The following is an 18,363-nucleotide window of genomic DNA, read 5'->3' on the forward strand; positions in this document are numbered from 1 at the left end:
CCGTGGTGGCGTTGATCGAGCGGATGGTCCGGGAGAACGCCGCGTGGGGCTACCGACGCATTCAGGGTGAGCTGCTCAAGCTCGGCCACCGGGTGGCCGCCTCGACCGTGCGCCGCGTGCTCGAGCACCTGCGAGTCCCACCCGCGCCCCGGCGCGACACCGACACCTCCTGGCGACAATTCCTGCGCGCGCAGGCCACGGGCATGTCGGCCTGCGACTTCTTCCACGTCGACTGCGCCACCACCCCCAAACGGATCTACGTCTTCTTCGTGATGGAGGTCGCCACCCGCCACGTCCACATCCTCGGCACCACGGCCAACCCCATTCTCGGCAAACACAACGTCATCCGATTACCGCCTTACGTCCCCGAGTTCAACCCGACCGAACACGTCTGGTCACACCTCAAGCGCAGCATGGAAATCTCCTCGTCCACGGCATCGACCACCGGGTCGTGATCGTGAAGAACCGGCTCAAGCGGATGCAGTACCGACCCGACCGATCAGCGCCTTCTTCGTCCACACCGGGCTGGACTTCGAGCCGGAACCCCCGTGATGCCAGCTTTCAAGATCTGTAGCGGCATGGCTGGTGCTGCTTCACGCGACCTTGGCCCGATAATGGATCCAGGTGCGGATGGGCGAGTCGGTGGCGAAGCCGGTCTTGAGTCGAAACGGACGCTACCGCACGCCACGCACCGAGTTGAGCCGATTTCAGTGCGGCGAGCGGTACCCGGTCACTCTGCCGGCCAGGGTTCGGCGATGGTCGCGCCCGGCGCGAGACCGTACCGGGCCAGCCGGAACGCGTCGTCGGACTTGCCGTTGTGGTGGAGGATCCCCAAGGCTTGGGAGAAGAGCGGGCGTGCGACCGCTTGTTCGTCGGGCAACGGCAGATCCGCCTCGACCGCGCGGAGCGCGAATTCGATCTCGGCTTCCCGGTCTCCGGCCTGGTTCGCCAGCAGGACCGCTTCCAGGAGGCTGAAGGGCTTCTGGTCCTTCAGGCGACCCTTCAACACCCGGATCAGCCGGCAGTTGACTTCGCGCATCATCTCCCTGTACCACAACCGGCCGGAGGAGTCCTCTTCGAACTGTCTGACGCCGGGAAGCCCTGCGTCAACCAACTGGTCCGCGATGATCTCCGCGCAGCCCGCCTCTATGCTGTGGTGGATCAGGGCGTTATAAGCCAGCGACACCTTGCCCGCCGCGATGAGTTCGTCCGCCAAGATCAGCAACTCACGGTGCCGGCCGGATCTCACCAGCACTCCCCCCGCTTCGAAGGCGTCGGCCCCGGCTCGCGGGCCAGTACACCGTCGACCTTTCCGCACCACCTTCCGCATCCGTCGCACATAGCGACGCAGTGCTGCCGCGTTGCGCACGGCATCGGCGTGCCCCGCAGACGCCATGCCGCGCAACAGGACGAGCGCTTCCGCCGCGCGACCGCAGCGGTAGAGCAGCGATACGGCCGCGAACAGGTCCCCCCGCCTTCCGGTGAGCGCGGTAGGCGCAGCGGTACAAATGCCTGGCCTCAGCCTGCACGGCGAGCAGCGGCAACTGGGCGGGAGTCGCATGGGCGAGCAGGCTGTTCCAGAACTCCGCGTTGCATGAGACGTTCCACCTGCGCCAGGTCAACTCCTGGACCAGGTAGTCCGCCAGGCGGTAGCAGGTCTGTCCGGACGGGTCGTTCACCACCTCGAACGGACCGGGTACGCCACGGCAAGGCTCGGTGAGGTACTCCACCGCGGAAGAGAACCAATCCCCTCTTCGAAGCTCCGATCGGCCGGCCAGGTACTGCGCTCCCAACTCGGTCAGCAGGGCCGCCGAAAGATCACGGCCGCCGCAGCGGGCGATGACGTCCACCGCCGCGTGCACGAGCGCCTGGGCAGCGGGCGGCGCGTACCGGTAGCGCTCCAGAATCGCAGGCGCTCCGGCGAGGTACTGGACCACCTGGCCGTCTTCGGCGCGGCGCAGCGCGGTGCCCAGGCGGTGGTCCCGGGCGGCGATCGTCCAGGCCGTCTCGTACGTCTGCACGCTGAACTTCGCGGGGACCTCGATCGCCGTGCCTTCGAGCAGGACGCGGGCGTGCCCGCCCGGGTCGGCGGTGAGCATGGTGAAGTGCTCGGGCCACGTCGTGGCCAGGACGAGGACCGGACCGCGTCCGGTGTCGCCCAGCAGTTCCCGGAGGCCGGCCGCGGCCCGTTCGCCGACCGGCCCCGACAGGTAGTGCTGGGCGTCGTTGAGCCAGATCACCGTCCGCGGCGCGACGAAGGGCAGTCCCGCCAGGCACGCCTCGGCGCGGTCGGGGTTGATCGGATGCCACAGCCGCCAACCGGGTGGCAGGCCGCGCACCGCCTCCCAACACGCCCGCGTCTTGCCGGTCGAGGACGCGCCGACCAGCGTGATCACCCGGTGGTGGCCGGCCACCGCCTCGTCCCGCGCCTCGCGCAGGGCGACGTCGTGCGGGCGTGGCACGTAGGACGGCAGCACCGGCAACTCCGGCAGCCGGGACCTCCGCGAGTAGAGCAACGGATCGGTGACGAACGCGCCCTCCAGCGGGTCGTGCCGCTCATCGCCCCTCGGCCGGTGCACCTCCAGGCCGAACGGGTCGGTCACCTCGGTGAGCAGCCGTCCGACCGGAGGCTGTCCGCGCTCTGGCGCGACGCCGTGCACCACCAGATCACCTTGCACGGTGATGTCCTGCCCGGCCTGGAACAACGCCCCCGCCCCCGACACCACGCCGCCCTGAACGATGTGCCCCACCTCGTCCCCCCGCCCGTTAACACCGCTGTCCACCAGGAGGCGGTACTCGATCACGCCCACCGAACCCCGGACCCACCGCACCGCATACGCAGAATTGCGGACGGTTCCAGCCTTCGCGGTCAAGTGGTCGGCGCGCTCCACGTCCGGTTCGGGCTGCCGAGGGTCTGTCGAACGGGCGGCTCTGAACCGTAGTCGATGGCCACTCCGGTACTTGTCAGGACAGGAGGATGCCCAGCGTCACCACCGACTACGGGCCAGAGCCGCTCGTTTACAGTCCCCCGCGATCGATGCGGGAGGGAGTGCGGCCTTTCCGACTTCATCCGGTGTTGAGGTGGAGTGTGAGGACGGCTCGGGTCAGGTCGGTGATGCGGGTTGTGGAGCAGCGGAGTCTGCGCAGTAGTCGCCAGGCTTCCAGGATGGGGACGGCTCGTTCGCCGAGTGCGCGGATGCGGGCGTGGGAGCGGTTGACCGCCTGCTGACGGGGCGGGAGGTTGTGCCACCTGCCGCGATGGGGCACTCGGATCGGACCGCCCGCGCCTCGGTAGGCCTTATCGGCCCAGCAGGCGATGTCGGCCATGGTAAGAGCGTCGACGATGCCGTGGGTGCGGGCCGCGGTCGGATCGTGGACCGAACCGGGCAGCTCGGGCGAGGTCCACAGCAGTCGCCCGGCGGGATCGGCGAGGACTTGGCCGGAGATGCTGTCCACGGTCGCCGTGGCACCGTTGACCTGGTTGACGTAGTCGGTCCGCCCCAGCGGGTTCAGGCCGCAGGCCAGCGACAGCAGCGCCAACACCTTGACCAGGGCGTCACCGGCGGCCCGGGTCGGCTCGCCGGAAGTGAGGTCGCCGAGCAGGCACACGCCGACGTTGCCCGCGTCGAACCCGCCGACGTGGGCGGCGTTGGACATCTGCGGCACGCCGTTCGACAGGTCGGGACCGAACACCGGGACGCCGTCGACGCCCGAGTGCCGCCCTTCGTACACCCGACCGGCCGGGTCGATCAGCAGGTGGTAGCCGATGTCTCCGAACTCCTGGGTGATGGTGTGGTCGTGGTAGATCGCCCGCACATCGGCGGCCGGGTCCGGGCCGACCTGGAGCGCCGTGTGGTGCACGGTCAGCGTCTGCACCGGGAAGTAGGCAAGCGGGTAGCGTCCGGAGCCGTCCTCGGCGAAGCGCAGTGGCTCGTTCGCGCCCCACGCGGCCCGCGACAGGTAGGTCCCGTGGAACCGCCGACCGCACAGCCACGTCCCTGCGGACCAGGGCGCCGGTTCGCCCAGGGCACGCCCCGCGGTGGTGTTGAGCTCCGAGACCGACCCGCACTCGGTCATGTCGAGTTCGTACTCCAGCGCGCCCTCCGGAACGCGGACGAACGCGGTCCTCGACGCCTCGCTGCGGCCGCTGGGGCAGCTCGCGATCGAGCGCCACTCCCCCCACCCCGACGCGGTGCGCGCCCGGAACCTGCTATTCGCCGAACTGACGCTCAGGTGGGTGGGTGCCACCGCGCCGGTGGCGGCGCGGTGGCGGCCGTAGGCGAGCGACCTCGTGCGGTCGAGGGTTTCCGGCAGGACCGTCCCCGGCTGCGCGGCCGTGATCGCCGGTCCTGCCGCCAGGGTCACCGCCGCCGCGCCGAGCGCTCCCTTTCACACCGAACGGCGTGGGATCGAAGTCAATTCGTTCCTCCACTGCTTCCCGTTGCGCGGGGGCGATCCAGCCCCGCCACTGGTCCGTCCCCCGTGGACGGACCGCTCCTGGATTACACGGCCGCACGTCCTCGGATCAACGCCGATCGCCCAGGACCGTCGGAACGCGGCCCTGTCGGGCACCGAATACGACTCCGGAACACGCGGAAACCACCGGGAAACGGCGGTGGCGCTACGGCACGGCGCGTCCCGCGGGGATGTCGCACGCGCCCGCACTGCGTTCGGTACGCGGTTATGCCGTGGAAACACCCTCGTCCCTAACGTCCGCGCGGTCGGTGATCGGCTGAACACGAGAGGTGTTGACGTTGGGACGACGAGGTTCGATGCAGGTGGTGGCGGCGACGGTGGTGGCGGCGACGGTGGTGGCGGTCGGGGCGGTCATCACGCCCGTCACCGCGACGGCGGAAGAGGACGCGGGGACAGCGGGAATCGGCCACCGGCACGTGCGGTGGCAGGCGTGCGACCTGGCGCCGCCGCCCTACTACACGCAGGAGCAGTGGGACGCGCTGTTCACGGGGATCGACTGCGGCAAGATCACCGTGCCGGTGGACTACCGCAGTCCTCGCAGCGGGACGATGGAGATCACGGTGACGCGCCGCAAGGCGTCGAAGCCCGCCGAGCGCCGGGGGGTGCTGCTGCTCAACCCCGGCGGGCCCGGCCAGGAGGGCGTGACGATGCCCAAGGCGTTCGAGGACCAGGGGATCGCGGACGTCTACGACCTGATCGGCTTCTCGCCGCGGGGTGTCGTGTACTCCGGCGAGTTGTCGTGCGACACGCCGACCACCGTCACGGAGGACAGCCGCCCACCGGACGAGTTGTTCGCCGCCATCACCGAGGACGCCCGCAGGCTGGAGCGGGGGTGCGCGGCGGCCGGCGGGGAGGTGCGCAAGCACATCAGCACGGCGAACACCGCCCGGGACATGGACCTGCTGCGGGCGGCACTGGGCGAGCGGAAGATCAATTACCTGGGGTTCTCCTACGGCACCTACCTCGGGGCGGTCTACGGCAGCCTGTTCCCGCACCGGCTGGACCGCAGCGTGCTGGACTCCTCGATGCACCCCGGCTGGCTCTATTACGAGGCGACCAAGCAGCAGGCCGTCGGCGCGACCCGCAACGTCGAGGCGTTGGCGGCCTGGGCCGCCGAGCGTGACGGGACCTTCGGGCTCGGAAAGACCCCGGAGGAGGTCCTGCGGCGGTTCGACGCCCTGCGCGGTCGACTCCAGGCGAACCCGGTCCACCTGCCGGACGACCCGCCGGGTATCGAGCCCATCGACGGCACCGTCTTCGACATCGTCATCGGCACCAGCGCCACCTACCGCCCGCTGTGGACCGAGACGGCGGAGCTGGTGCGGCTGCTCGATTCGCTGGCCGACGGCGCGCCCGTGACACCAGAGGCCGCCGAGGCGCTGGCGCTGCTGGTCGATCACTCGGAGACCGTCCTCCGGCCGGGGAGCTACCAGGCGGTCACCTGTGAGGCCGACTGGCCGACCGACCTGAACGCCTACTACGAGCAGATGCGGATCTTCCGCGAGAAGTACCCGTACACGGCGGGCGCGATGGCCGCGGCTCCGAGCAACTGCACGTTCCGGTCGTTCACCCCACCGGAGAAGCTGGTCGACCTCAAGCGCCGCGGTTACCCGCGTGGCCTCGTGGTGCAGGCCGAGGCGGATCCGATCACGCCGTACGAGGGCGGGGTGGTGATGGCCGGGGAGCTGGACGACCGCCTGGTCACCGTGACCGATGAAGGCGGTCACGGCCTGTACGGCCGCAACGCGTGCGTGACGGAGTTGGTCGACGCCTACCTCGTCCGCGGCACCGTGCCGGCGAGGGGAACGACGTGCGCGGGCCAACCCAGGCCCGACGTCCCGGCCGACGGCGACGCCACCGCCGCGGCCCCGCGCACCCCCGTCGCCGAGCCCCTGGCGGACCGCATCCGCTCGGTGCTCGACGCTTACGGGCCGCTGCGGCACTGACGGACACCGCCCGCTCCCCGGATCGCACCGGAGAGCGGGCGGCGTCGGCTCGCGGCGGCGGAAATGCGGTGGAAACACCCCATTTCCTATCCTGGACCGATGCGCGTGCTGCTGGCCGAGGACGAGGTGGAGTTGGCAGACCTGGTGGCGATGGGTCTGCGCAAGCACGGGTTGGTGGTGGACGTGGTGCACGACGGGTTGGCCGCCGACGAACGGCTGACCTACCACGACTACGACGTCCTCGTGCTCGACCGCGACCTGCCGGGCAGGCACGGCGACGAGGTGTGCGCCGCCCTGGTCGCGCGGGGCGGCCGCACGAAGGTCCTGATGCTCACCGCCGCCGGTTCGCTGGAGGACCGGGTGGACGGTCTGCAACTGGGCGCGGACGACTACCTGGTCAAGCCCTTCGAGTACCCGGAACTGGTGGCGCGGGTCCACGCGCTGTGCCGACGCAGCCAACCTGCGCTGCCGCCGGTCCTGGAACGCAGGGGCGTGCGGCTCGACGTCGCCGACCGGACCGTCACCCGCGACGGCCGACCCGTGGACCTCTCGCCCAAGGAGTTCACCGTGCTGGCCGTGCTACTACGCGCGCAGGGAGCCGTGCTCAGCCCGGAGCGGCTGCTCGAACTCGCCTGGGACGAGCACGCCGACCCGTTCACCAACGCGGTGCGCGTCGCGATGTCCAAGCTGCGTGCCAAGCTGGGCGACCCACCGGTGATCGAGACCGTGCCCGGCGCCGGCTACCGCCTCTGAGGGACGACGACGTGCGAGTCACCATCCGGGTCAAGCTCACCCTGCTCTACGGCGGTCTCATCCTGGTCAGCGGCGCCCTCCTGCTCACCGCCGTGTACCTGGCCATGGACCGGCAGCTCGAACCGCAGTTGGCACAAGCGGTCCGGGGCACACCCGCCTTGCCGACGGGGGAGATCCAGGTCTACTCGCGCGACAGCGATCAGGTCGTCGAGGTGGCCCGCACGACCGCCCTCGACACGCTGATCGTCGTCTCGGCCCTGTGCCTGCTCGGCGTTGCCGCGCTGTCGCTGCTGGGCGGCTGGTGGCTGTCCGCCCGCGTGCTCCGCCCGCTGCACACCATCACCGCCACCGCCCGGCAGCTTTCGGCCGGCACCTTGCACGAACGGCTCTCCCTCGACGGACCGCGCGACGAGCTGATCGAGCTCGCCGACACCATCGACGGAATGCTCGACCGCCTCGAATCCGCTTTCCAGAGCCAGCGCCGCTTCGTCGCCCACGCCTCCCACGAACTGCGCACCCCGCTCGCACTGCAGCGCGCGGCGCTCCAGATCGGCCTCGACGACAACCCGGACCCCGACGTGGTCAGGACCCGGGACCACCTGCTGACCACCAACCGCCGCATCGAGCGCATCATCGACGGCCTGCTGCTCCTGGCCCGCAGCGACCGCGGCCTGGAGCACCGGGAACCGGTGAACCTGCGCGAGGTCGTCACCGAGGTCGTCGACCAGCACCGCGACCTCGCCGCGGAACACCGGGTCGAACTCGACGTCGAGGCAGTGGACGCCGCCGTACTGGGCGATCGCGTCCTGCTCGTCCAGCTCACCGCCAACCTGGTGGTCAACGCCATTCGCCACAACGCGCCCGGCGGCACCGCCTGGGTGCGCACCGACGGGCACGGCCGACTCGGCGTGGCCAACACCGGCCGCCACCTCCCCGAGGACCAACTCCCCCGGCTGTTCGAACCGTTTCACACCACCGGCACCGGCGCGGGCCTGGGCCTGGGCCTGTCCATCGTGGACTCGATCGCGCGGGCGCACGACGGCGTGGTCACCGCCACGCCCCGCCCCGGCGGTGGCCTGCGGATCGAGGTCGTGCTACCGACCGGCTCGTGACCGGGGTGTGACGGGTGTGACCTGTCGGGGATCGGGAGGATGTCGCTCAACGGCTTCGGGACGGGCTGTTCCGCATCGACCCGGGTGAGCACCGGGCGAGCGGTGGTGTCGGGTTCGCGATGTCGCGCAGCGAGCGCGCGCCACGAACGGCACTTCGGCGATCCCCCGCAAGAGTGCCTGAACGGGACGCCGACCTCCCCGTGCCGACCTCAGGGCGGGCTTCTGCGGTGGTCGGTGACCGAATCGGATCAGCGAGTCGCGTTCCCCGTCGGACGGCTTCCGGAGCGATCACGTCGCAGCCGTGTCCGCGGGACCGTCGGGCTCGACCCGGGAGCGGCCTCCGGATGTCTCCGGTGGGACCTGCCCGTCCGGGGACTGTTCGGCTCGCACGGGTCGCTTGGCCATTTCGAGCGCTTCGATGTACTTGGGCAGTTCGTGCAGCGTCCGCCGCAGGTGTCCCTCGGTGACCTGTTCCTCGAACACCGCGTCCGCGACGATGCTCTCGAGTCCGGGGTGGAGGTGGCGGAGCTTGTCCAAGGACACGTCCCGCAGCAGGTCGATCATGCGCTGGCGGTCGGCGACCACGTCGAGGGTGCGCTTCAGGTCCGCGATGATCCGGTCGGCTTCCTCCTGTTCCAGCACGAGCCTGCCGTCGACGGCGGGACGCAGGAACAGATCGCCGGCGAAGTCTTCCTGCCAGAGGGAAAACGCCTCCCCTTCGTCGAGGGGCATCGGGTGGGCAGGCGGCGCACGGGCCGGGAGCGGCTCACGCGGACCGGTGCTCGTCGTGACACCTCACGCGCCGCTGCGGCGGTCACGTGGGTGATCGCGTGGAGCACCGCCCCCGCCGAGGGCAGCACTCTGCGGTGCAGGTCGGGCAAACGACCCAGGCGCCCGCGTCGCCGGGCCGCGGCAACACCAGTCGTGCCGAAGCCCGCAGCTGGGCGACCTCCACCGGCATGTCGGACTGGGCGAGCACCAGGTCGTCGGCATCGCACAGGAACGCCACGCGCTCGTGGCCGGTGCGCGGGGCGGGGCCGCCGGTCCCGATCGACCTCATCCGTTCGAGAACCCGGGGCACCAGGTGTGCGGGTACTTCGAACGCGGTGAGCCCCGCGGTAAGGGACAGCCACACATCTCCGTCCACGACCTCGACCGGCCGGCCCAGGCGGGTGCGGTACCAGGCGGCGCACTGGGTCTGCCGGAGCGGAGCCGAGTCCGACACCGTCGACGCCGTACCGGCATGCTGTGGGCGAAGGACCATGTCTACCGCCTCCCGGGTGTCCTGCGCCAAGCAGACCACGCGATCGGTGGCGTGACGCGGTGACGGGCGAGGCGTCTGCCCACCCGTGCCGCCACCTTTGCCCACAAGTCCGGCCGCCGACCCGTCCACGTGGCACCCGGACCGAAGTGTCACCCGCCGCCTTCCGCCTGTTCGGCGGCAGGTGGTCCGCTGTGGACGGTGCTCGTCCGGGACGACAGCACCCCGCCCGCCCCTCCGGCACGCTCCCGGAGCCGGTCGGGTGCCGGGCCGGCGGACGGTTCGCCTCACCACGCTCAAGGACATCGCGGGCGGACCGGAACGACGGTCGGCCAGGTCATCCCGGCGGGAACCCGATCCGGTGAGGACGGCCTCGTCGGTGATCGGGTGATCGGCGGCCACCAGGCCCACCACACCACCGACGATCACGTCCTGGCGGTCTGCGGGTGGGCTTACTCCCGGGGTGGTGCCGTCCTCGGAGACGCCGGGCTCGGCCGCCATGTACCTGGCGATCTCCACCCCGGAGCCGACGAACGTGCCGTCCACGCCGTGCCACCGGAGGTCGGACCGGTCGGACCTCATGCCGGTGGTGGGCCGTGGTTCGCGCTCCTGCCCGCCGGCCTGCCGTCGTCCTCGTCCCTGCGGACGCACACGGCGAAGTGAGGTACGTCGCACCGCGCGCGTCCGTACCGGCACCGCGAGCAGCACTTCCGCCGCGGTCCCGGCGGCATCGGGCGCTGCGGCGGAAACCGCCTGGAAACACCCCCCTCGGTAGACCTGCTCCCGACGGATCCGCGAACCGAGGAGGAACGACGTGGGTACACGCCTGGGAGCACTGGCGCTGCTGTTCGCCGCACTGGTGGTCGGCTGCGGCGACACGAGCGGAGGCACCGGCGGGGACGCCGCGACCGACAAGAAGACCAAGGCGCTGAAGTACGCGCAATGCATGCGCGACAACGGTGTCGACATGCCCGACCCGACGTTCGGGGAGGACGGGTCCGTCCGGGGCGGCGTGACGGCCATGGGCAAGGACGACGACCCGACCGCGTTCACCAAGGCCCAGGAGGCGTGCAAGGAGTTCCAGTCCTCCACCCGCTTCGACCCGAACGACCCGAAGGTCATGGAGGAACGGCTGGAGTTCGCGCGGTGCATGCGCGAACACGGCGTGGACGTGCCCGACCCCCAGGCAGGGAAGGGCATGGCGATCGACGAGGGCGGCGTGGACGACAAGACGCTCCAGGACGCCCTGACGGCATGCGGCAAGGCCGGTTCCGTTCCCGCCGCACCTGCGGAAGGCGGCCGGTGAAGCGGCTCCCGGTGGTGATCGCGGCGGCAGTGCTGGTCGCCGGCGCGGGTGGGGTGACCGCGGTCGCGGTCACCGGGCAGGAGCGGGTCGCGGAGGTCGTGCCGGACCCACCCGGCGGGACGGCCACCGCGGACCGGGGGGACCTGGTGCAGCAGGAGCAGGTCGGCGGCACGCTCGGCTACGCGGGCTCCTACCAGGTGACCGCGAGGGCCGGCGGGGTCTTCACCTGGCTGCCCGCGCCGGGCTCGGTCGTGCGGCACGACGAGCGGGTGTTCGCGGTGGACGACCGGCCCGTCCCGCTGTGGCGCGGCGACAAGCCGCTGTGGCGACGGGTCGGGGCCGGTGTGGGCAAGGGCTCGGACGTGACGCTGGTCGAGCAGAACCTCAAGGACCTGGGCCTGTTCTCCGGCACGCCCGACGACGCGTTCACCTGGGCCACGGCGGCGGCGCTGCGCGAGTGGCAGCGGGTGAAGGGACTGGAGCGCACCGGCGCGCTCGACGTGGGCGACGTGGTGGTGCTGCCCGGCGAGATCCGGGTCACCGAGGTGACCTCGGTGCTCGGCGCGGGCGCGGGTGGCCCGGTGCTGCGGGCCAGCGGCACCGGACGGCTGGTGACGGTGGAGATGCCGGTCGCCAAGCAGGCCATCGCCCGCCAGGGCGCGGAGGTCGAGGTCCGGCTGCCCGGGGGCGCCCGGACGAAGGGCGCGGTCGCCTCGGTGGGGACGGTCGCGAGGAACCGCGACGACGGCACGGCGGTGATCGACGTGCTGGTCACCCTGGTCGACCCGGCGGCGGCGGGCGGTCTGGACGGCGCTCCGGCCACCGTGCACTTCACCACCGAACGGCGCGAGGGCGTCATCACCGTCCCGGTCAACGCGCTGCTGGCGCTGCCCGGCGGCGGCTACGGCGTCGAGGTCGTGCGCCCGGGCGGAGTGGACCTCACCCCGGTGGAGCTGGGCCTGTTCGGGAACGGGCGGGTCGAGGTCACCGGCGTGGCCGAGGGCGCGGAGGTCCGGGTGGCCGCGTCGTGACCCCGCCGGTGATCGAACTGGACGGCGTCAGCCGGACCCATCCCGGGGGTGTGCACGCGCTGCGGGACGTGTCGCTGCGCGTGCACGCGGGTGAGCTGCTGGCGGTGGTCGGCCCGTCGGGCTCGGGCAAGTCCACGATGCTCCAGCTCATGGGCACCCTCGACCGGCCGACCGAGGGCGTGGTGCGGCTGCTCGGCCACGACGTGGCGCGGCTCGACGACCGGCAGCTCTCGGCCGTTCGGGCGAAGCGGGTCGGGTTCGTTTTCCAGCAGTTCCTGCTGACCGCGCACCTCACCGCGGCCCAGAACGTCGCCACCGGCCTGCTGTACCACGGCGTGAGCCACGCCGAGCAGATGCGGCGGTCGAACGAGGCGCTGGAACGGGTCGGTCTCGGCCACCGCACCGCGCACCGGCCCGCACAGCTCTCCGGCGGGGAGAAGCAGCGGGTCGCCATCGCCCGCGCGCTGGTCTCCGGCCCGGCGGTCGTACTGGCCGATGAACCGACCGGCGCGCTGGACTCGGCCACCGGCGCGGGCGTGCTCGACCTGCTCCGGCAGCTCAACGACGAGGGCACCACGATCGTCGTGATCACCCACGACCCCGGCATCGCCGCCTCGCTGCCGCGCCGGGTCGAACTGCTCGACGGCCGGGTCCGCCACGACAGCGCGTTGGCGTCGCGGTGAGCGCCCCGCTCCCCCACCCGGCCCGCGTCCGGTTCCCCCAGCTGGTCCGGGTGGGCCTGGTGGGCGTGGCCAGCCGACCGGGCAGGGCCGCGCTGTCGGCCCTGGGCATCGCGATCGGCGTGGCCGCGCTGGTGGCCCTGCTCGGCATCGGCGCGGCCGGACAGGCGGAACTGGCCGCGAAGCTCGACGCCCTGGGCACGAACCTGCTCCGCGTGAACGCGGGCAAGACGTTCACCGGCGAGACGAGCCGGTTGCCCCGCGAGGTCGTCGCGATGGTCGCCAGGGTGCCCGGCGTGCACCGGGCCGGCGGAACGGGTGCGGTGCGCGGCGCCACCGTGCACCGCACCGACCTGACCGACCCGCGGTCCACCGGCGCCATCCAGGTGCTGGCGGCGCAACCGGACCTGCCGGACGTGGTGGGCGCGCAGGTGCGCACCGGCACGTGGCTCAACACCGCCACCGGCCGGTACCCGAGCGTGGTCCTGGGCGCGGCGGCGGCCGAGCACCTGGGCGTGGACGCTCCCGGCACGCAGGTGTGGCTGGGCGGCCGCTGGTTCACCGTCCTCGGCGTCCTGGCCCGCGTGGAGCTGGCGCCCGAACTGGACCGGGCCGCCCTGATCGGCTGGGAGGCCGCCGAAGCGCTGCTCGGCTTCGACGGCCACCCCACCACCGTCTACGAGCGCTCCGACGACGACGCCGTGCAGCGGATCGCCGAACTGCTGCCGGGCACGGTCAACCCGCAGAACCCCAACGAGGTCGAGGTCAGCCGCCCGTCAGACGCCCTGCAGGCGAAGATGGCCGCGCAGACCACCTTCGCCACCGCCTACCTGGGGCTGGGCGCGGTCGCGCTGGTGGTCGGCGGCATCGGCGTGGCCAACACGATGGTGGTGTCCGTGGTCGAGCGCCGAGCCGAGATCGGCCTCCGCAGGGCCCTGGGTGCCGGCAGGAGGCAGATCAGGACCCAGTTCCTCACCGAGGCGGTGCTGTTGTCCGTCCTCGGCGGCCTCACCGGCATCCTGCTCGGCCTGGCCACCGCCGCCGGGTGGGCCCTGCACAGCGGCTGGCCGATCACCGTCCCGGCGGTGGCGGTGGCGGTGGGCGTCGGCTCGTCGGTCCTGATCGGCTCCGTCGCCGGCTGGTTCCCCGCCGCCCGCGCCGCCCGGCTGTCGCCCACCGAGGCGCTGAACGCCGTCTGATGCGACCGCCGGGGTGAACCTGGTGGGCACCGCGTGCCCGGCGACCGCGGTCGCCGGGCACGTCCACGTGGCCGTCGCGGCTCCACCAGGCCGACCAGGGCCGGTGTGGGACACCGGTGCGGGCGGCGCTCAGCCGTGCTTCCCGGTGACGAGGACGCGCGGCCGTGGTCCTACCGGTCCGCCCGCGATGGCACTGGCCTCTTGGCCCTTTCGAGCGCCTCGATGTACCTGGGCAGCTCCTCCACCGTCCGCCTCAGGCGCCCGTCGGTGACCTGTTCCGAGAACACCGCGTCCACGACGGCGCGCTCGACCTCCGGGTGCGCGCGGCGGAGGCCGTCCAGGGACGTGCCGTGCAGCAGGTCGACCACGCGCAGGCGGTCGGCGACCACGTCGAGCATGTGCTCAGCCCGGCGATGGCCCTGTCGGCCTCGGACGGCTCCAGCACGAGCCGGCCGTCCGCGGCGAGGCGCAGGAACAGGTCGCCTGCGAACTCCACGTGCCGGACGTCCACCGGGCCCCCTTCATCCGGCGCCATCAGACGGGCAGGCGGCGTACGAGCGGCAGGTGCCCCGCAGACGCTGGGGACCGGTGCGACATCCCGCGCAGGACTGCGGCGCGCGGACTCGCGCGGCCCAGCCGCCGCGTGGTCCTCAGCGCGCGCCGGCCCGTCGACGGCACGTCCGGCCTGTGTATGCCGATAACCTCATCCATGCAGGTGAGAAGCGTGAGCAGGCCAACAGGCTCGGATAGCCCATAGAGTGCTGGTGATCCACAGTCTCGTCAACTGACGGGCATGATGACCGGCTGTGCTGCTCCGACTGGCCGACCTCGGCGTGACCAACGCCTTCGCTCTGCTGCGGCTGCCGCCCCTGAGCGACCGGGACAAAGACACGGAGATCCTGGCGCTACGGCACCAGATCACCGTCCTGGAACGCCAACTCGGAGAAGCCCGCCCACGGCTCTCCCCCGTCGACCAGGCATCCTCGCGGCACTGCTGCACCGACTCCCGGCCGCCACGCTTCATCGGCTCCGACTACGCCGAGCCGGAACAGCCAGTACTGCCGCAGGACGTGGGTTCCCAGCGCGCACAGGCCGAGCAGGACGCGGGCGTACCAGGGCATTCCGGCCAGGTACATGGACGTGGCCAGGGGCGGGAGCACGGCTGCGGTGGCGGTTCCGCTGGTGATCGACACGGTTCAGCCCTCGCCCAGTGCCTTGCGGAGCCGGGCCAGCGCACGGTGTTGGGCCACCCTGACCGCCCCAGGGGTCGATCCCACCGCCTCCGCGGTCTCCTCGGCCGTCAGACCGACCACGACGCGCAGCACCAGGATCTCCCGCTGCCTGTCCGGCAGGACCTGCAGGAGCTTGTGAGGTTCCAGAACTCTGTACCTGAGCGCTGAGCTGCGGCGATCGCGCACCATGAGCCGTAGGAGCATGATCGCGGGGCATGGCGCTACGACTGCTGTACCTGCCCTTCGTCCGGCTCGTCGGCTGGCTGGTCCTGCTCGGCCGGTCATCGGCGGCCAAAGACGTGCAGCCGCTGGTGCTGCGGCACGAAGTCACCGTACTGCGCCGCACCAACCCCCGCCCGCGGCTGGAGCGGGCCGATCGCGCCGTACTCGCCGCGCTGGTGCGCCGACTCCCCCAGATGCTGTACGAGCACCGTTGGGTGACACCGGGCACCGTCCTGCGATGGCACCGGCGCCTGATCGCGAAGAAGTGGACCTACCCGAACCGCACCGGCCGCCCGCCGACCGACGACACCGTCGTGGCGTTGATCAAGCGGATGGCCCGGGAGAACACCGGCTGGGGCCACCGCCGGATCCAAGGCGAGCTGCTCAAGCCCGGCCACCGGGTAGGCGCTTCAACGGTCCGCCGCGTGCTCACGCGCCTGCGGATACCACCCGCGCCCCAGCGCGACACCGACACCTCCTGGCGACAGTTCCTGCGCGCCCAGGCCGCGAGCCTGTTGGCCTGCGACTTCTTCCACGTCGACTGCGCCGTCACCCTCAAGCGCGTGTACGTGTTCTTCGTGATGGACATCGCCACCCGCTACGTCCACATCCTCGGCACCACCACCAACCCCGATGGTCCTTGGACTACCCAGCAGGCCCGCAACCTGATGGACCTGGCCGATCGGGCCGACGACTTCCGGTTCCTCATCCGGGACCGGGCCGGCCAGTTCACCACCTCATTCGACGCCGTCCTCACCGGCGCCGGCATCCAGGTCGTGAAGATCCCACCACGGTGTCCACGAGCCAACGCCCACGCCGAACGGTTCGTCGGCACCATCAGACGCGAAGCCACCGACCGCCTGCTCATCATCAACGAACACCACCTGAGAACAGTGCTGCAGCGCTACGCGGCCCACTACAACCACCGCCGACCCCACCAAGCCCTATGGGCCTGACCCACCACGACCAGACCACCCGACCGCAAAGCCGGGCTATACGTCGATACGCCGCCGACCAGTCCTCGGCGGCCTCATCAACAAGTACGAACCCACAGCAGCTTAACCGCAGGTCAGGCCACATGGCTGACTTTTGGAACCCACACGAGTATTTCGGCGTCCTTGGCAGTCTCGCTACGCAGCACCGCTGACGGGATGGTCAGCAGCTTCCGGGTCAGCTTGTACAGCAGCGACACGATCACCCGGACATGCTCTCAACACACTGAAGCCTCGCTTCTACCAGCGACGATGACTTCTCGAGCGGTACAGGCAACGACTGGGCGGCATCCTCAACGAGTATCACCACGCCACCTGACCTGCACGGACGATATTTTCGGCAAGCACAACCCCATGCTCCGCAGGCGACAACCGGCGCACACCCTCGACTTCGATCACGAGTGATCAACCCACCGGAAGGTGATCACTTTCGACTGAATATCATCTCCGCAATTTACGCGCCAACTCGATGTCTTTCGTCAAGGCGCTCAACCGCCAGGGCAGCCGGCCGTCGTCTAGGACGACGACACGAAGCACCTCGCCAACCTCCGGCCCGGCATCCGAACCAGCATTCCACGAGGAAGTCTTCGTCTTGTCGATCATCCCTTCCCCGCCGCCATCGATATGCACGCGAACACCCCACGGCAAATTCTCAAGCACCACCACGTCCATTTCCCTATGCAAGTCGCCCATGCCTTAACGCCCCTTCGGCTGCCACACCCTGCTCACTGTGAGCTCGTTGAAGCGGTCAAGTCTACCCACCGGAACGGCGAACTCGATTCGCGCACTGCCTCCAGGCCCTTGCCAGTCATACCGATGGACAGTGTCTGCAAACTCAGTCAAGAAGTCCGGATTCATGTCGTACCTGACCATCCCGTCAGCATACCCCCTCTTCCTTGATACTCCGCAGCTACGCCGTACTCCCCGAAGTAAACGGATTGGTCACCATCCTGATGCGAAGCCGGGTTAGGACCATTGGCGATCTCATGGTTCAAGTCGCTCGATTTCGGCGTCCGATAGATCGAGACAGACTTTTCGCAGTTGTGAACCAGGAAGTCCACACCGTCTGACACAACGTAGTAGGTGTGAATACCGTCGATAGTCAGGTCGTAGACCGGTTCGAGGTGGGTGTAACGCTCGACTGATGAAACGACTGGGGACGTGCCGTCTGCCGACTTGAGGCGCTGGCCGGGCTTGAGGTCGCCGATGTTGACGAAGCGGTCTTCGTCGTCGACCCATACCGGGTGCCAGGAGGTGGCGTCGACCGTGCCGGTGGTGCCGTCCTCGCCGGTGACGGTCAGCTTGGTCATGTCGCCTTCGTCGTCGTGGACGATGGTGGCGACGACCTTGCGGTCGGTGGTCTCACCGGTGGCGGGATCGGTGGCTCTCACCTCGTCGCCAATCTCGACCTCGGAGATCGGTGTGGTGGAGCCGTCCGCCATCAACACCAGGGTCCCGGCGACGAAGCTGTGCCTCACACAGCTCGCCGGACCACCGGAGAGGATCTTCTGGAACTTGGCGACGACCGCCCGGCCGGCGTCCTCGGTGATCACCTGGACGCGGCACAGCACGCCCCGGGGTTTCGGGAGCGGTTGCTGAGGACGTTGGCCGAGTTGTGGGCGCGATGCGTTCCGGCATGATGCGGGACCTCGCACAGGGCGGCACCGGGGTGAGGTCCCGGCGCTCACCCTGCCAGGAACTCCTCGATCGCCCGGGCCACCGAGGCCGGGGTCGACTCGTCGTTCGGCTCGTCCATCCCGAGCAACGACAGGTCGAGCACCACGGTGACCGAATCCCCGAACTCCTCCCCCACCGCCTGAAGAGACCGCAGGACCGCGTAGTAGGCAGGACTGACCTCTGCGAAGTCCTCCCTGGTGACGAACTCCCCGTCCCGTTCGACGACCGGACGGAACGGCGGGACGACGATCCACTCCGGCAAACCGTCGCCCCGCGTGTTCGGCAGGATTTGCGCCGCCTCCCTGTCCGGGCGGCCGCCGTAGCGGTCGAAGGCCCAGACACCGGACATCACGAGCACGTCGGCCCGGACCGACCGGCTGCTCCCGTTGACGAACCGGATCGCCGTCGAGGCGGGGAGCAGCCTGGACCAGAGGTCCAGGGTGGACTGCCGGGAGGAGGTCACGCAAATCTTCATC

The 18,363-nt window shown here is 70.5% G+C and carries 18 protein-coding genes and 3 pseudogenes; 9 read left to right on the forward strand and 12 right to left on the reverse strand.

Going from position 1 to position 18,363, the window contains the following annotated elements; translation table 11 throughout:
• Nucleotides 1-5: 5 nt before the first annotated feature.
• Nucleotides 6-455 (forward strand): transposase, encoded by a 450-nt coding sequence (locus CKY47_RS29590; protein WP_306749605.1) that lies wholly within the window; start codon nt 6-8, stop codon nt 453-455.
• A 275-nt stretch (nt 456-730) separates the two neighbouring features.
• Here the strand turns inward: CKY47_RS29590 and CKY47_RS29595 are convergent, their stop codons facing one another.
• The 4 genes and pseudogenes from CKY47_RS29595 to CKY47_RS29610 all read right to left on the reverse strand — a co-directional run.
• Entirely contained in the window at nt 731-1,249 is a 519-nt protein-coding gene (locus CKY47_RS29595) for a hypothetical protein (protein WP_306749606.1), read from the reverse strand.
• Complete coding sequence (locus tag CKY47_RS29600; RefSeq protein ID WP_306749607.1) at nt 1,227-2,804, reverse strand: hypothetical protein; 1,578 nt, start codon at nt 2,802-2,804, stop codon at nt 1,227-1,229. The genes CKY47_RS29595 and CKY47_RS29600 overlap by 23 nt, the downstream gene beginning before the upstream one ends.
• 262 nt (nt 2,805-3,066) lie before the next feature.
• A pseudogene (locus tag CKY47_RS29605) lies at nt 3,067-3,438 on the reverse strand (transposase family protein); the annotation flags it as partial.
• Nucleotides 3,439-3,513: 75 nt separating this feature from the next.
• Nucleotides 3,514-4,077 (reverse strand): annotated as a pseudogene (locus tag CKY47_RS29610) (N-acetylmuramoyl-L-alanine amidase); the annotation flags it as partial.
• 677 nt (nt 4,078-4,754) lie between these two features.
• Here CKY47_RS29610 and CKY47_RS29615 point away from each other — a divergent pair.
• From CKY47_RS29615 to CKY47_RS29625, 3 genes are all read left to right on the forward strand, one after another.
• Nucleotides 4,755-6,422, forward strand: coding sequence for an alpha/beta hydrolase (locus CKY47_RS29615; RefSeq protein ID WP_306749608.1), 1,668 nt, complete (start codon nt 4,755-4,757; stop codon nt 6,420-6,422).
• A 99-nt stretch (nt 6,423-6,521) separates the two neighbouring features.
• Complete coding sequence (locus tag CKY47_RS29620; protein ID WP_306749609.1) at nt 6,522-7,175, forward strand: response regulator transcription factor; 654 nt, start codon at nt 6,522-6,524, stop codon at nt 7,173-7,175.
• Between the two features lie 11 nt (nt 7,176-7,186).
• Nucleotides 7,187-8,287 carry a sensor histidine kinase gene (locus tag CKY47_RS29625; RefSeq protein ID WP_306749610.1) on the forward strand — a complete coding sequence of 367 codons (1,101 nt, stop codon included), beginning with the start codon at nt 7,187-7,189 and terminating at the stop codon, nt 8,285-8,287.
• A gap of 288 nt (nt 8,288-8,575) precedes the next feature.
• On the opposite strand, the gene CKY47_RS29630 is transcribed toward CKY47_RS29625, so the two are convergent.
• Nucleotides 8,576-9,019 carry a hypothetical protein gene (locus CKY47_RS29630; RefSeq protein ID WP_306749611.1) on the reverse strand — a complete coding sequence of 148 codons (444 nt, stop codon included), beginning with the start codon at nt 9,017-9,019 and terminating at the stop codon, nt 8,576-8,578.
• Nucleotides 9,020-10,362: 1,343 nt separating this feature from the next.
• Between CKY47_RS29630 and CKY47_RS29635 the strand changes: the two genes are divergently transcribed.
• Genes CKY47_RS29635 through CKY47_RS29650 form a run of 4 tightly spaced genes read left to right on the forward strand, consistent with a single transcriptional unit; the run spans nt 10,363 to nt 13,764 of the window.
• Nucleotides 10,363-10,854 (forward strand): hypothetical protein, encoded by a 492-nt coding sequence (locus tag CKY47_RS29635; protein WP_306749612.1) that lies wholly within the window; start codon nt 10,363-10,365, stop codon nt 10,852-10,854.
• Nucleotides 10,851-11,885, forward strand: coding sequence for a peptidoglycan-binding protein (locus tag CKY47_RS29640; protein WP_306749613.1), 1,035 nt, complete (start codon nt 10,851-10,853; stop codon nt 11,883-11,885). The genes CKY47_RS29635 and CKY47_RS29640 overlap by 4 nt, the downstream gene beginning before the upstream one ends.
• Nucleotides 11,882-12,568 (forward strand): ABC transporter ATP-binding protein, encoded by a 687-nt coding sequence (locus tag CKY47_RS29645; RefSeq protein WP_306749614.1) that lies wholly within the window; start codon nt 11,882-11,884, stop codon nt 12,566-12,568. Before CKY47_RS29640 ends, CKY47_RS29645 begins: the two co-directional genes overlap by 4 nt.
• Complete coding sequence (locus tag CKY47_RS29650) at nt 12,565-13,764, forward strand: ABC transporter permease (RefSeq protein WP_306749615.1); 1,200 nt, start codon at nt 12,565-12,567, stop codon at nt 13,762-13,764. The genes CKY47_RS29645 and CKY47_RS29650 overlap by 4 nt, the downstream gene beginning before the upstream one ends.
• Before the next feature lie 170 nt (nt 13,765-13,934).
• On the opposite strand, the gene CKY47_RS29655 is transcribed toward CKY47_RS29650, so the two are convergent.
• From CKY47_RS29655 to CKY47_RS29665, 3 genes and pseudogenes are all read right to left on the reverse strand, one after another.
• On the reverse strand, nt 13,935-14,162 hold the full coding sequence (locus CKY47_RS29655; RefSeq protein WP_306749616.1) for a hypothetical protein: 228 nt from the start codon (nt 14,160-14,162) through the stop codon (nt 13,935-13,937).
• A gap of 507 nt (nt 14,163-14,669) precedes the next feature.
• Nucleotides 14,670-14,957 (reverse strand): hypothetical protein, encoded by a 288-nt coding sequence (locus tag CKY47_RS29660; RefSeq protein WP_306749617.1) that lies wholly within the window; start codon nt 14,955-14,957, stop codon nt 14,670-14,672.
• Nucleotides 14,958-14,960: 3 nt separating this feature from the next.
• Nucleotides 14,961-15,131 (reverse strand): annotated as a pseudogene (locus CKY47_RS29665) (sigma factor-like helix-turn-helix DNA-binding protein); the annotation flags it as partial.
• A gap of 80 nt (nt 15,132-15,211) precedes the next feature.
• Between CKY47_RS29665 and CKY47_RS29670 the strand changes: the two are divergent.
• Nucleotides 15,212-16,174, forward strand: coding sequence for an integrase core domain-containing protein (locus tag CKY47_RS29670; protein ID WP_306749618.1), 963 nt, complete (start codon nt 15,212-15,214; stop codon nt 16,172-16,174).
• A 113-nt stretch (nt 16,175-16,287) separates the two neighbouring features.
• Here CKY47_RS29670 and CKY47_RS29675 read toward each other — a convergent pair whose 3' ends face one another.
• The 4 genes from CKY47_RS29675 to CKY47_RS29690 all read right to left on the reverse strand — a co-directional run bounded on the left by CKY47_RS29675 (nt 16,288) and on the right by CKY47_RS29690 (nt 18,362).
• Nucleotides 16,288-16,416: a hypothetical protein gene (locus CKY47_RS29675; RefSeq protein ID WP_306749619.1), complete on the reverse strand. Its 129-nt coding sequence runs from the start codon at nt 16,414-16,416 to the stop codon at nt 16,288-16,290.
• A 235-nt stretch (nt 16,417-16,651) separates the two neighbouring features.
• Complete coding sequence (locus CKY47_RS29680) at nt 16,652-16,882, reverse strand: hypothetical protein (RefSeq protein ID WP_306749620.1); 231 nt, start codon at nt 16,880-16,882, stop codon at nt 16,652-16,654.
• A 182-nt stretch (nt 16,883-17,064) separates the two neighbouring features.
• Nucleotides 17,065-17,763, reverse strand: coding sequence for a Hint domain-containing protein (locus CKY47_RS29685; protein WP_306749621.1), 699 nt, complete (start codon nt 17,761-17,763; stop codon nt 17,065-17,067).
• 131 nt (nt 17,764-17,894) lie between these two features.
• Nucleotides 17,895-18,362 (reverse strand): hypothetical protein, encoded by a 468-nt coding sequence (locus tag CKY47_RS29690; RefSeq protein WP_306749622.1) that lies wholly within the window; start codon nt 18,360-18,362, stop codon nt 17,895-17,897.
• Between the last annotated feature and the right edge of the window lies 1 nt (nt 18,363).

Origin of the sequence: Saccharothrix longispora, assembly GCF_030852425.1 — a bacterium.
In the GTDB taxonomy this organism is placed as follows: Bacteria; Actinomycetota; Actinomycetes; order Mycobacteriales; family Pseudonocardiaceae; genus Actinosynnema; species Actinosynnema longispora.